The sequence below is a fragment of the Paenibacillus sp. MABNR03 genome (genome assembly GCF_050455445.1).
GTDB classification, from domain to species: domain Bacteria; phylum Bacillota; class Bacilli; order Paenibacillales; family Paenibacillaceae; genus Paenibacillus; species Paenibacillus xylanilyticus.
The window spans coordinates 198,905-213,929 of sequence record NZ_JBCIYR010000002.1 but is presented as its reverse complement, the minus strand read 5'-3'; the positions used below and the strand labels follow the sequence as shown (position 1 = coordinate 213,929).

Below are 15,025 nucleotides of genomic sequence, written 5' to 3'. Positions count from 1 at the left end.
TTTCGGCCCATATTCTAACAAGGAACTCTGAACGGATTCTGAACAAAATGATTAACAAAATACCCATTTAAAAGGAGGTTATTAATGATAATTCGACGATCACTTCTGTTAACATTGATTTATGTCAACGCATACAAAAAAATCAGAAAACTCTAGTGAACTAAGTGCAAATAAGTGTCGTAATAATGCAAACAATATATACCTTTATAATGTGTGTTCACATCAAAATTTACGTCGATTTCTTTTTAAAAATAACGTATCTCTGTCGTAGAATTCGTTATAATGAAATGAACTTGGCGAGATTTGTAAGTTTATGCAATCATCCACTTGGAAAATGAAAGATAATTATGGAAAACGGAGTTGTACGCGGGCGTTAAACTGTGTAAGTCTAGTTAAGTAATACTATGAATTATTCAGGAGGTATTGTTTATGTCTGACCATTCACAATTGGTAGATTGGGTTCGGAAGCTGATGAATGCTGAAGGGACCGAAGCGGAACTGGATGACATTCTAACTGAGCTGCAGCTGCAGGTCCCTCATGCGGAGATCAGTAATTTGATTTTTTGGGATAATCGAGACCTGACGCCTGAGCAGATTGTAGAAGAAGCGCTAGCTGCTCGCCCCATTCAGCTTCCGTCCCAATTCTAGTTCTTCAGGAGGTGAACGATCGGCTATGTCTGATATGAATTCAATAACAATGAACAGCCTGATTTTAATGGTTGTTTAGTTAAACTTTTGCCGTGGTAGTTAAACTCATACCACCTCTCTTCCAAATTTTCGTTATAATGTAAACATTACACCGAGAAACGGAGGCGAATTATGGAAACGGAAGGTTTACGCAACGTTGAACAACTAGCCTTGAAGAAGCACAAGATCTACAAACAAAGTTTGATCCGGTACCTTGCACGCTCCATGCTGGCCAGCATGTTTATCGGATTTGGGGTAATCGTGGCTTTTAAGACAGGAAATTTCTTTTATATGGAGCAGTCCCCATTTACATACCCCATGGCAGCACTTACGTTTGGAGCGGCTATTATCCTGATTGCGTATGGCGGGGGGGACCTGTTTACCGGGAATACGTTTTATTACACGTACGCTGCACTCAGAAAGAAGCTGCGCTGGTTCGAAGTGGTTAAGCTGTGGATTGCCAGTTACAGCGGAAACCTGATGGGCGCTGCTGTCTTTGCTCTATTAATCTATCTGACAGGGTTATTCGATTCATCTCAGGTCAACGGGTTCCTGTTAAGTGTGGTGGAGCACAAGATGGAGGCTCCGGCGATGCAGCTCTTTTTCCGGGGAATTCTGTGTAATTGGCTCGTATGCCTTGCGTTCTTCGTGCCGATGTTCATGAAGGAGAACGGGGCCAAAATGTTTGCCATGATGCTCTTTGTCTTCTGCTTTTTCATCTCGGGGTATGAGCACAGCGTAGCCAATATGTGTACGTTTGCGATTGCACTCGTGCTGAACCATCCGGGAACGATCTCATTTGGCGGAGTCATCCATAACCTGGTTCCGGTAACCCTCGGTAATCTGGTGGGAGGCGTGCTGCTGATGGGCTTCATGTATTACGCGGTGAACAAACCATTTCTTGATGATGAAACACATTAATTCGTGTAGCAAAATCCCCCGCAACCACTCATCTCAAGATGTTGGCTGCGGAGGATTTCTTTTTCATCTCCAGATGTAACAGGGGAAAAGGATTGCCTGATCCATCCAGTTCCGATCTGCCGGTCTGTATAAACCCCATTCGGGCATAAAACCGGGCAGCACCCTCATTTTGCTCATTCACATCCACTTTGAGATCATTACCCTTAAGTTGAATAACATGCGTAATAAGCATCCGTCCGAGACCTTGTCCATGCTTGTCCCCGTCCACGAATAACATCTCAATGTGCTTGCCGTCCATCCCAATAAAACCATTCGGTTCATCCGCTGAGTCTACCGCTTCCCATATTTCCATGTCTGCCAAGGCCTCACTCACCACACTCTTATAGAAAACGATATCCTTTTCGGCCAGAAACGTATGGGTTGCCCTTACAGCACGTTCCCAGATGGAAACCAGCTTGGCATGATCCTGCTCTCGGTATGGTATAATTGCCATCTTCACTTCGCCCCTTTCCTATAGTGACTATTATATGAGCATTTTGCATAAATCCAATAAGCGACTTCCAATTTTTCATTTTAGATCGAAATGGTTCTATTCATCTTTATGCTTGTCATTTATCCTTACTCAGGCTATCCTTGACCAGATTTAGATTCCAACGAAACGTGGCAGCGGATTGGGATGGCAGCATGTATTGAAACGTCTTTCCTTCCATGTCCACTCGGAAAATAACTTCTTCGTTCTCTGTGTTAGCTGCAACCAGCACCATTGTGCCATCCGGATTACGAAAAGCAACGTTCTCAAGCTTGCCCCGTTCTTCGGTCGAATCCACTCTTAAGGCTCCCGGACGTACATAACGACTAACATGACCAAGCGCATAATACTCCACATTGCGGGTCACGTCCCCATTCTCCGGATTGATTGTCACCACTCCCCGGCAGTTCGCACAGCCACCATTCGTAGGTCCGCCTTGCGGATCGAGCGCGATATTCCAGAGCAGGACGCTTTTGGCCCAGTTTCGCGGAGCACCGATCATCAGATTGGACATCTGCCAGCTTAGATTTTCGCCAAAATCAGGACTCCATTCCCCGCCGCTGCATTCGGTAAAATAGATATTTTTATCCGGAAAGCGATCATGCACTTCCGACATGGAGGCCGGATCCCCTTCATAACAATGGAAGGCTGAGCCATCCGTGTATTGTGCAGCCGCTTCGTCCCCAAGCACGCTGCTTGTATATTCCACTGCCTGATCCCAGTTATGGTCATAACTGATGATTCGTGTATCCAGTCCTGCCTCTTGCATGGCCGGCCCAAGATAATCACGGATAAACATGGCCTGTTCTTCGGCTCCCATACTCATGCTCGGATAGTTGGGCGAGGTGAACTCCGGTTCGTTCTGCAAGGTCATTCCATAGATGGGCACACCCTGGGCCTGATAGGCTTGGATGTACTTTACGAAATAGCGTGCGTACGCTTCATACACCTTAGGATTGCTGTAATCCAAATACCAGCCATTCGTTGTATTCTCGCCATATTTCATCCAGGCTGGAGCGGTCCAGGGTGTGCCCATAACCTTGATATCCGGCTTTAATCCAATGATCTGTCTGAGCATATCCACAACTTCCTGGTCTTTGTCGATCGAAAAATGATTCATATCATAATCGGTACCGGATTCGATATCATTATACGTATAACTTGAAGGCTGACCGGATGCATCCACCGAATAATCGGAAGCCCCAATGGTATGACGCACCATATCCAAATTCAAGCCTTCTGCCGTAAACAGCTCCTTCAGCAATTGTTCTCTTTGCTCTGGCTGAAGCTGGTTGATCAAGTGGGTGGATGAACCTGTCATTGCAGCACCGAACCCATCCATGGTCTGATACGTTTGGGACGGATCAATGGTTATGGTGAATTCTGCTTCGGAATCATTCGCTTCCGATGTAATCCAGGGGAGCGGCTGCTGCGGTTCCAGCAAATGCTGATGATCTCCGGTTGTCAGCCATACTTCAGCTGTTGCTGGTTTCTTCTCTAATGGTGGAGGGATGGCGTCCTCTTCGGTGCGGTTTGTCATCCACCATCTGCCGAAGCCAGCCACAATGCATACAGCGAGCAACAGGATAATCCACCCTGTTTTCTTCTCTCTCCATCGCGAGCTCATCTTATGTCACGCTCCTCTCCAAGTGTGGAAAAAGCCGCGGCCATTCGGCCACGACTCTTTGCTTCTTCCTTTTATTTACCGGACTTGCTTCCGATATTCACACTGCCTGTCAGACGAATATCATCTGATGCACTACCGACATAAACAGATACTTTACCTTTAGGCATTACCCATTCATTCGACTTTTCATCCCAATAGGATAGTGCACTGCGATCGAGCTTAATGTTGACACGCTGCTGCTTGCCTGCTTTCAGATCGACCTTGGCCCAGCCAGCAAGTTGTTTTTCCGGTGTTTCCACACTCGTTGGCAGATTGCCTACGTACACTTGTACAACTTCTGCACCTGAAACTTTACCTGTATTGCGCAGGTTCAGGGACACTTCTACGGTAGCATCGTCGCCTTTACCTGTGTTTTTCACATGCAGGTTACGGTAGTCAAAATCGGTGTAAGACAGCCCGTGTCCAAATGCGAACGCCGGTGTCATGCCTTCTTTGTCATATCCTTTGTAGCCTACAAAGATACCCTCGGAGTAACTACCCACACCATTCACACCCGGGAATTGTTCCGCAGTGGATACCGGTGTTTGTGAATCGTCAGATGGGAACGTCACCGGCAATTTACCGGATGGATTCACATCACCGAACAGAACACGTGCCACAGCGTTACCTTGTTCCTGACCTGCATACCAAGCCTGAACGATGGATGGCACTTCTTTCTGCCAGGAGTCCATTTCAACGGCGCGACCACTCATTTGTACAACAATCGTCTTCGGATTGGCTGCCGCTACCTCGCGAATCAGCTGCTCCTGGTTATTTGGCAGCTCCAGATCGGAACGGTCTACATAACCTTCACTGTCATACGTACGTGTCACGACAACCGCGACATCCGATTTTTTGGCCAGATCGACAGCTTTTTGCATTTTGGCATCCACCGCATCTTCAGGAGCTTCCCATCCGAAACGAACTTGGGCACCCATGTCATTACTGGATTGTACCGGGAAATCTGTACGATATTCAATCCGAATGTTGTGAGACTCGCCTTCTTTAAGCGTAATTTCTTTCTTTGTAGTGCTCAGTTTCGCACCTTGATTGTCTACCAGCAGCTGATCATCCACGTATAGTTTTGCAGAACCCAGACTGGTCAGGGACAGTTTGTAATCACCTGTTTTCGGTGCCTTAATGGAACCTGTCCAGCGGGCGGACATTTTGCCATTGAACTCCGTAGGCGTCGTTGGAAGCTTGGATGATTGTGCATTGAAGCCTTCATAGTTGTAAAATCCAAGATTCATGTTGACCTGATTATCTGTACGAACCAGAGAAGGATTGCCTTCCATATCTTTGTTTGTCCAGTATTCGGCATGCAATCCGTTTTTCACATTGTCTGAACCACTTTCGTTAGCACCCGCTGGAGACAAGAGCGTGGATGGTACCGCGGACGGTCCGTTAAACGCATCTCCTGCCGAGATCGGATCGGTTCCGGCTGCATATTGCACATCTACACCGTTTCCTGCACGGTTACGAATCCCTTCAAGCGGGCTCACCGTATAGGTCGGATTAACGAGACTGCTACCACCACCGGCTGCGGATGCGGTATCCGCATCGGGTCCGATCACTGCAATAGACTTCAGATTTTTGCTCGACAGTGGCAGCATGTTGTCGTTATTTTGCAAGAGAACCATGCTCTCTTCCGCAAACTCACGTGCTTTAGCCCCATCTGCCTTCGCATTGATTTGTGTATTGGTTACAGGGTTATCGAACAGCCCTTTTTCGAACATTTGAAGCAAGATCCGTCTGACCTTTTCATCAATGGTTTGTTCGCTGACTTCACCTTTGTTCACGGCTTCAAGCAGCTTGCTTCCCCATTTGCCATATGGTTCACCCGGTGTTTCCAGATCGAGACCCGCGTTCGCGGATTCCACTGTACTGAAGTTGGCACCGTAGTCACTCATGACGAACCCTTCGAAGCCGAACTGGTCCTTGAGGACATCGGTCAGCATCTCCTTGTTCTCACAAGCATATGTACCGTTAACCTGGTTAAACGAGCACATTGCAGAACCCAGATCCGCTTTCTCCACCACCGCCTTGAACGGACGTGTATAAATCTCCTGAATGGCACGTTCACTGGCTGTTGCATTGGTGGTGAAACGTTCTGTCTCCTGATTGTTCAGGATGTAGTGCTTTGCGGTAGCAATAACCGGATTGCTCTGAATCCCGTTTACATATGCCGCACCCATGCCGGATGCCAGCAGCGGATCTTCACCAAGGGATTCGAAGTTACGGGAACCCCAAGGGGTACGTGCGATATCCAGGCCAGGGCCCAGTACCACATTATGTGTTGTGTCATGGGCTTCCTGCCCGATCAGGTCACCATATTTCTTGGCAAGATCGGTATCCCATGATGCTGCGAGGGCAATCGGTGCAGGCAGTGCTGTGGACTTTTTGTCCTGAATATCCGGGTTCGCAACCCGCACCCCTGCCGGTCCATCTGCCATCTGTAATGCCGGAATGCCAAGGCGCTCCAGTCCATCATTATAGAAACCATAATAGTTATTTACTTTACCGGTAACGAATCCGACTTTCTCCTCCAGCGTCATCGCTTTGAGCAGCAGTTCGGTACGTTCCTCCGCAGACAGTGACTTATTCATCCATGGGCGGTCTGCCCCGGATTCCGCTTCTGCGGCAAAGGCGTGCAGCGGCATCGCCGCAACCGCCACGATGATTAACAGCATAAACCATCGTTTGAGGAAAATCAGGTTGAGTCTTCTGTTCATGTTTGTAAGCTCTCCTTCTCTCTTGATCATTTTTCTCGTATGCATATTGAATACATGTATACAAGGGAATGCAAACTGGCTTGTCCCAGCCTTTCAAGCATTCAGGCAGCCCTGCACATCACTGCGAAAAGTGCAGCTCAATTAGCGAGCGAGCAATTTCGCTTCCTTACGATAGCCGACCTTTTGGCAGAATGCATCCCCTTAAATTTGGAAATAGGGCCGAATGGAGTGAACTAGTTCTTAGGCATTATGTCCAGATGAATGCGGATAACAATATATGAAAACGAATTATTTACATTTTTGTAACGTAAATCATACAAAACATTCACTTTTAAAAACAGTCGATATGTCCCACATCCAACTTTACAATTTATTCAATTAATTATCAAAACAAGGAAACTGTCTCGATTCTCTGGGCCCAAAGTCTATTTGAAACCGGATGCACGGTACACGTCCATTCAACCTCGAAAATAAAAAGCAACCGAAGTCCCTTTTAACAGGTACTCCGGCTGCTATTTCTCCACTTATTACTTAACGTATTATCGTAACTTTTTTTTGCAGAGCTTGCTTAAACCGATACATCTATGCAAACTTGTCCTGCTTGAACGGGTCTTGTTTGATCTGGTCCTGTCTACCTTGTGCTGTTTCTAGCCTCTCAGCTGTGCAAGAATCTGTGGGTCCTTGATCTTCGTATCTTCTGCCAGCAGCATGATTTTGGATAAAATCTCAGCCGTTCTCGGATCTTCATCCAAAAACGGAAGGAATATTCTTCCTCGGTGCTGACTATGCACAGGAACGATATAAAGTGCACCTGTTGCTTGTTTAAATACATTGCCGCTGCCCAGATGAACCGCATATTCGCCGATTGCACCCTCGATCCGTGCATAATTTCCATCCAGACGAACATTATAGATCTTGAGCAGACGCAGGGATTCATTGACAATGACGTGGCGCATTTCAATGGTTGTCAGGCTGGCTTCCGGATCAACCCCGCCCACATGTGCAACACTGACCACCAGATCAACATCACGCATGACCTCTGAGAAGAAGAGTGGCGGTACATCTTTCAAGGCTACCGGCTTATACGTCTTGCGGTCATAAAATTGTACCGTCTCCAGCGTAGGTGCCTCCGTATCTGCCGGAGAGAACCAGTCTGCCATGGCATACAGATTGGCAATCAGGTTATGCTCATAGCTGACCTTTTGCAGCCCTTCTTCATAACTGACTGTCCATTGACGTCCTTTGAGCAGGGCAACGGCTTTCTTCGGTTGAATCTGATACCCGGCATATCGGCGGGATACGGTTCCATTCGCGAGTTCGTCTTCATTGGGAAGGTACAGCTCACGGAAAACCTGTTTGAAAGGCTGACGTTCCTGACGGGTGAACAGATCCCGCTGAAACTCGCTCCACGTGCCACTGTGCAGCAGTTGCAGTGGATGTGCAATCACCAGGTTATCCTGATCCGTCAATGAATGCGTCGCATGTTGTTGACCAGGTACAATGAGGCAACCTCCACTTGTCTTCCTATCAAAATACCCCAAACGCTCTCCTGACTGGAATACCAACGTACGAATCAACGGCCGAATGACCGGATTTTGCATGAGGCTGGCAATTTCCTGGACGGTAAAGGCAGTCTCTGCGGTCATGGAACGCTCCAATTCCTGTCTTGCCCGGCGATATTGCTGAACCAAATCGCCCTTTATTTCCTTCAACTCCGTAATGTATCCGTCTTTCTTGAACCGCGCAGGTACAGATTTGAGCGACTTACCTTTACTTACAAGGACAAGCTCAGACTGACCCTCCTCATCAATGACCAATTGTGCTGTCGTTGTCTCATCCAGAGCCTTTGGTTCAAAATAGGATTTCATCTCGTCCAGCTTGCTCGCTTCCATATTCCAGATCAGCCGGGTGACGTCCGTATATCCTGCATTTCGGGCAAGATTGCCAAGAGCAATCTGTGCTGCGGCACCTTCACTGGCACGGCGCTGGGCTCCGAATTCCTTGCTCTCAAGCAGGAATTTCTGAATAAAATTATATCGTTCACGCAGATCCTGTTCCTGCTGCTCTTGGAATGGAATCAGACTGTACGTTAACAGATGATCCTTATTACGCTTGTCTTGCACGGATTGACGCATATCCTCCAGTTGAAGCTTTCCTAACGCTGCATCGGCAAACAACTGGGATCTGCGATGATTGGATCCGCCGGATATATATTTGGCACAGTCATATAACAGATTGAATCTTTCCTCGCCGACAGCTGCATAAGCTTCCTCGAACCAGGCAATATCAAATGCCCCGTCGTTGAATTCCTGCGGTGATATAGGTGAATAGTGCGCGACGATGGTTTCCTTTTCAGCCGTAAAACGTTCGTTAATATGGGCATGGAAGTACCACGCCGCACTGCGGAGCCCCTCCCATCCCAGATACTTCGATACGATCTCCATCCACTGGGGTGCATACATGGCAGCTTCCAATAACTTTTTCTCCGGAATGGGATGCTGCTCAAGTAATTGTCTCAGAAGCTTCTCATCTTCACCATCCCGTGGATGGCAGACTTGAATCAGATGACTGAACGTCTCCTTGCGTGTTGTGTTATCTCCGTAGCTGTAAATATAGCCTCGTACAAAGGTATCCTTATCCATGGCAGAGACAAGATGCACCCAGTGTTCCATACCTTCAATTCTTCCAAATTTCATTGCCAGTGTGCTGACTTCTGTCGAAAGCTCGCCTCGTGTCAATTCAATCTCCAAAATTCGTTCAACAACGGTATTTCGTAATTCTACGAGTTCCGGATCATCTGTGATGCCTTCCGTCCGTGCCCATGTCAAATCACGAATAAATGTGAGGCGATCCCCGCCCGTCAGCAGCTGACGGTACATGGTCTGATCATCAATCAAACGCAATTTGAATGCCCGCAGGTAATCCTCGAATGATAACAGGGAGAAACGCTGTGTATTTCCCACAAGGTTGATAAACTGATAAGCCGTTTGGAAAAATCTTTGGAAACTGGCATCATCGTATATTCTGCTTCTTACGAGATAGTTCCACCGTTCCGTCAGAATATGAAGCATTCCGGTTTCCTTCTCCAGTTGTTCCTCCGGCATGCTTGCGATAATGGAAGCCCACGTCTTCTCCGCCATTTCAAACGTTTCTGCCGGGTTGCTGTCTTTGAACGCTGCCGAGATCAATTCAGCCACCTGATCCTTATATGTCAGCGAAGCCGCCATTTGTTTCAGTTCTTCCATATAGACAAGCGGATATGTCTGTTCGGCAAAGGACTTGCGCCAGCCTTCCAATAACGGGATCTTGCTTAATTCGTTATAATCATATTGATCGTGATAATAACTGTAATGTTCATTTAAGCTGCAGTTCAGTGTACTGAACTGCAAAACAAAATAAAGCTGCATCAGTTCAGGGCCGTTCAGATCACTTTGCGCAACATACTCCTCCCATACTTCGTGAAGAGGATATTGCTCCATCTGTTTCATATTGTTCCGTTCCGCATAAGACACCATGGAGCGCAGGCTGGCTCCGATCAAGAGCGTCTCTCGGTAGCCCGCATAATACTCCACCTCATACTCATGATCCCTGTGCTGATGAACCAGAGCGTCCAATCCTTCCATAAAGGGTTTAGCCTTCTCCAGCGAAAGGGTGAAGATATCCTTGGGACTGAAGCCACTAAGATCACGCTTCTCCTGCAGCAGTGGCTCCACCCGGGATGGGTCGAACAGGCCAAAACCGTTCGAAGCAGTATATCGGCTGCCCTCCTCCGTCAGCTTGTCCAGCAGTTTTTGCTCCTTCGACGTAGGCTTCTGGATCAGTCCGGCTAACGGTTGTAATTGCTCGTGCTGGTCTGTCCGTTCCGGATCTGCCGCAATTTCCGTCAACAGTTCCAGCGCACCCAGACGCTGCAGTTCGCTCTTCGCTTGCAGTAAACGTTCTACGGAAGCCTTCAGTTGTTCGACAGGCTGCAGTAAAAGCACCTGAATAACCTTCTGGCGAAGCGATCCGGTCTTGAGTTTAAGTAAAGCCTCCATCTGCTTCAGCTCTTCGCCTGTTAAGGTGAGCTGCTTCGCTTTGGCAAGGGCACTCTCACGATTATTTATACTTTTGTCGGAAAGGCTATCAAAAATAAACTGTCTTTGCACCTCGTTTTCGGGGTGCTGAACGAACTGGGACAATAGCTCGCCTCGAAGTTCCGGGCTCAGCTTGTCCTTCACCGCGATGACTTCCCCGATCCAGTCGGGGTCCATATCGTAGGCAGCCAGATACAGCATTTTTTTGACCACATCATCCCGATCAACCCGGTAATGGACATATTCAAGAACTCCAGACTGTCCACCTTCCCCTCCCTGGGGAATGAGGGCCAGCAACTGTTTGAACTGGTCGAAGTCATGACGCCGTATCGTCTTGTCTGCAAAAACAGGCAATGGCGAAATGTAGATACTGCGCTGATTCTCCCCATTCTCGAAACGCCAGTTGTGCATATACATTGCATCATAATTTTGGACAATCCAATGCAGCAGCTCCAAATCCTGCACCGCCAGATAACGACGTGCAATGTTAAGCCGCAGTTCTCGATTCTGGCTGTTCGCTAGTACATATTGAGCGACGATCTTCTGGTACAACGGACCATGGTCCATAATGTGGATCAGTTTATCCTGCAAATTGTTCTCTTCAATGACGGCTGTCGCCCACAGACTAATAAATAACTTATTGGCATTCGAATCCTGCATCCAAGTTTCACGTACGCCTGTATCGGTCAATGCTTCGTAAGCCTGCTCGATTAACTGTGCAGCAACGCGAGCATTCGCTGCGTCAATCCCGATACCTGTCCAAACGGCCAGTGCCCTAACCACCGAACTGAAACGAATTAAATTGTGATCGATAATTACTTTTAATATGTATACAAACGCCTCAATTGTTCCTTCATCCATCCGTTCAACGATACTCTGACGCAATCCTTCCTGCAGTCTTGCTGCTACAAGCAGTTCACCCACCATTTGGTACGCCTCTGCCTGGTCACTCATGAATATGCCTTTGATCATCTCACCCGTGAGTAATGCCGACTGATTGTCGCCATAAATGATCTCATGCAATGCCTGCTTCATACCCCCGTTTAGATGGTCCAGTTCATAGGCAATACAATCCGGAAGTACAGATCGGATTTCATACAAATAATCAAACTTGTATTCACGAAGCGATACATATTCGTCCAGGGAGAACTCCTGTATCTCCATACGCATCAAACCAATGAGTTTGCGGATGACCTGTCCAATATGCAGTTCAGGATCCAAACTTCGAAATGGTCGGCGCTCGTACATGATGCTGTACGGGTAATTTGTGGCTCGGTCAGCAATGTAACGGAATCGTTCCACCAACGGTTCATTCACCAGATGCCCAAGTACATTCAGTAAAGGCTCAAATAAGGAATTCTGCGTTTCGGCAGCCCGGTCCCGAAGGATCTGTTCTGTATTCAAGTATGCTTTTTCGTCTCCGCGCAAATAAGTGAATCCGGCCATCTCCACCACATATCCCGCGAGCTCCTGCTCTATACCTTTCAAAGACACTGCCTTCTCCTGCAGACTCTTGATATATACCTGTTCGTTATCGTTCTGATTCATCCAATCTCCTCCTTATCACTCACTACCATAGACGTCCGGCAAGCATGGTAAATCGAACGAACACCAATTCGTCATCTTCCTGCAGCTCCAATGGTTCATCCAGGTCCTGCACTTCCTCATCATTAAGAAACACTTTGTATAGCCCATCTTCATGTGCTGTCACAGCCGTTTGCACCGCTTGCTCCAGATCGGGCATGACCTCGTTATACACCGTCCCAAATCCTACTTTTCCGGTGGATTCCTGTACCTGAATATCCTCAGGCATCAGATAAGTGAGCAGTTCTGCACTGCTCTGCTTGTCCTGAAGAGCGTTGACTTGCAAACGTACCATGCTCTTGATTAGTTGGCGTAACGTTCCGGTTGTTTCCGGAAGTTCTGCCCTTTGCTTGGCAATTGCGGGTTTACGCTTGCCCAGGCTTTTGACCGTAACCCATACGTTCACTACGCTCTCCTCCGCTTCTTCTATATAAATTGAACTACTAATAACGTCTCTGTCTATCGAATAAACAAAAAAAATACGTACACATGTACCCCTTATTAGCATAATAACCAATATCTCTTCCACAATCATGAGCCATTTCTCATGTTTACCTGAACCCTCCGCACTATTGCATTTTAACGTACTTACGCAAAAAAAAGCCGGGCTGTTCCAATAACCTTGGAACTCCCAGCCACTTCAGCAGTCTATCCGACTTGCATTGTGTTAAGGAAACATAACTTCGATCATCTGGCCAATCGCATTGGACGAATCGTTACAGCAGCCGTTTTGAAGCCTGGCATACGGCAGTATGGGTCCAGATCAGGTCTTGTCGCCCGATTGACGTTTTGAATGCCTCCCCAGTGCATCGGTACAAACAGCGTATCTTCCCGAATATTTTCTTTGATGCGGGCACGAACATTAAAGCTGCCATGCACGGATTGAATCTCTACCCACTCACCATCCATAATTCGATTACGGGCAGCTGCTGCCGGATGTAGTTCAACGAAATTCTCCAATTCACGGGCTTCCAGAGTTGGACTGCGGTGGGTCTGCACGCCGGTAAGATAGTGCGGAAGAACGCGGCCATTGGTCAGAATCAGAGGGAATTCACGGGATACATCTTGCCAGCCCGGGCTCAATTCGCTTGTAAATGCAGCCTTGCCGTCATCATGGGCGAACCGCTCAACGAACAGCAGGCCTTCCCCCGTATCTTCCAGAGAAGAGCAAGGCCAATAGATCCCTTCTTCCCTTCGCAAACGTTCATAGGTCATTCCATAATAATCAGCAATCCCGCCCCGGCTCGCCATCCTCAGTTCGTTAAAAATATCCTCGGCACATCCATATTGAAAATAGGGAGCTTTGCCGAGTCCGTCAGCAATGGAGCATAGAATATCCCAATCATGGCGTGCTTCACCAGGTGCCGGTCTGCCCTGTTCACGCAAAAGAACCCGGCCCTCCAGATTGGTCAGCGTGCCTTCGTTCTCCAGATAAGCCGTGACCGGGAGAACCACATCGGCCATTTTTGCCGTTTCGGACAGAAACATATCCGCCACGACCAGAAACTCCAGCTTGCGGAGTCCCTCTTCTACCAAACGTACATTGGGATTGGATACGACCGGATTGGAGCCCATCACAAGCAGGGAACGAATCTCCTGATCATGAACCCGTTCCATCATTTCGTAGGCGGATACGCCTTTTCCCGGTAAGCTTTCAGGCTCCACTCCCCAGACTGCTGCTACATATGCACGGTCCTGCTCATTCTCTATGGAGCGATATCCCGGCAGCTGATCAGCCTTCTGTCCATGCTCCCTTCCGCCCTGTCCGTTTCCCTGTCCAGTGATTGCGCCGTAGCCGCAGCCAGGCTTGCCGATTTTCCCGGTTGCCAGTACCAAATTAAGAAAATGCCGGACAGCGAGATGTCCATCCGTTTGCTGCTCCACTCCACGTGCAGTCATTATCATGCCTGTCTCAGCCTGACCATAGGCCATTGCAGCCTGGCGGATCAGAGACAGGTCCACCCCGCATTGTACTGCGGCTTCTTCCAGATCAATCTCGCTCAGTGCATTCTGCAGCTGCTCATACCCATGGGTTCTGGCCCCGATAAACTGCTCGTTCACCAGACCGGCTTCCATAATTATTTTCAGCATGATGTTCGCAAGCAGTGCGTCCATTCCCGGCTTGACCTGCAAATGAAGATCAGCGATCGCTGCAGTGGCCGTCTTGCGTGGGTCAATAACGATAATGTAAGCCCCGTTCTCCTTCGCCTGATTGAAATAAGGCAGCAGGGTTGGCTGGCACTCCGCAACGTTGGTCCCTGCGAGCACAATACATTGAGCCCGCGGGATATCGGACAATCGAAACGTCAGACCCCGGTCCATACCGAATACTTTACTTCCGGCAGATGCGGCGGCAGACATACAGAACCGTCCATTATAATCAATGTATCGTGTACCTAACGCAACTCTTGCAAATTTACCAAGCAAGTAGGCCGTCTCATTGGTCAGAGAGCCTCCACCATATACTCCAATGGTATCTGCTCCGTGTCGATCTCGAAGGCTGGCAAAGCGTTTCGTAATCAGCTGAATGGCTTCAGGCCATGAACACGGTACCAGCTCACCATTCCGACGAATGAGCGGCTTCAGGAGTCGCTGTCCACTAAGTGCATGTTGATGCGCATTCATGCCCTTGACGCATAATCTTCCCTGTGAAGCCTCATTCGGTACACCTTCAACCGTGTACATGGCACGGCGTTCACCAGCAATTGGTCCAGCAACTTCTTCGACGGTCATTTTGCACTGCACGCTGCAATAAGGACATTGTGTCTCCCGTACATACAGCTTCGAACCAGCCGAACCGTACTCAGCTGACGATTTCATTTCCATCCCC

General features: G+C 48.1%; 8 protein-coding genes. 2 read left to right on the top strand and 6 right to left on the bottom strand.

What is annotated here, in order from left to right; translation table 11 throughout:
* The first annotated feature begins 429 nt into the window (after window positions 1-429).
* A complete protein-coding gene (locus tag AAIH57_RS09665) occupies window positions 430-648 on the top strand; it encodes a bacteriocin immunity protein (RefSeq protein ID WP_175397710.1) in 219 nt (72 codons plus the stop codon).
* Between the two features lie 171 nt (window positions 649-819).
* Window positions 820-1,608, top strand: coding sequence for a formate/nitrite transporter family protein (locus AAIH57_RS09660; protein WP_095361044.1), 789 nt, complete (start codon window positions 820-822; stop codon window positions 1,606-1,608).
* A 28-nt stretch (window positions 1,609-1,636) separates the two neighbouring features.
* Here the strand turns inward: AAIH57_RS09660 and AAIH57_RS09655 are convergent, their stop codons facing one another.
* From AAIH57_RS09655 to nasC, 6 genes are all read right to left on the bottom strand, one after another.
* A complete protein-coding gene (locus AAIH57_RS09655; RefSeq protein WP_430021472.1) occupies window positions 1,637-2,101 on the bottom strand; it encodes an acetyltransferase in 465 nt (154 codons plus the stop codon).
* Between the two features lie 115 nt (window positions 2,102-2,216).
* On the bottom strand, window positions 2,217-3,764 hold the full coding sequence (locus AAIH57_RS09650; protein ID WP_430021471.1) for a glycoside hydrolase family 30 protein: 1,548 nt from the start codon (window positions 3,762-3,764) through the stop codon (window positions 2,217-2,219).
* 71 nt (window positions 3,765-3,835) lie between these two features.
* Window positions 3,836-6,535, bottom strand: coding sequence for a glycoside hydrolase family 3 C-terminal domain-containing protein (locus AAIH57_RS09645; RefSeq protein WP_430021470.1), 2,700 nt, complete (start codon window positions 6,533-6,535; stop codon window positions 3,836-3,838).
* A gap of 647 nt (window positions 6,536-7,182) precedes the next feature.
* On the bottom strand, window positions 7,183-12,159 hold the full coding sequence (locus AAIH57_RS09640; protein ID WP_430021469.1) for a DUF4132 domain-containing protein: 4,977 nt from the start codon (window positions 12,157-12,159) through the stop codon (window positions 7,183-7,185).
* Window positions 12,160-12,181: 22 nt separating this feature from the next.
* Window positions 12,182-12,601 carry a hypothetical protein gene (locus tag AAIH57_RS09635; protein WP_430021468.1) on the bottom strand — a complete coding sequence of 140 codons (420 nt, stop codon included), beginning with the start codon at window positions 12,599-12,601 and terminating at the stop codon, window positions 12,182-12,184.
* 281 nt (window positions 12,602-12,882) lie between these two features.
* Window positions 12,883-15,015, bottom strand: coding sequence for an assimilatory nitrate reductase catalytic subunit NasC (gene nasC / locus AAIH57_RS09630; RefSeq protein ID WP_430021467.1), 2,133 nt, complete (start codon window positions 15,013-15,015; stop codon window positions 12,883-12,885).
* Window positions 15,016-15,025: the final 10 nt, after the last annotated feature.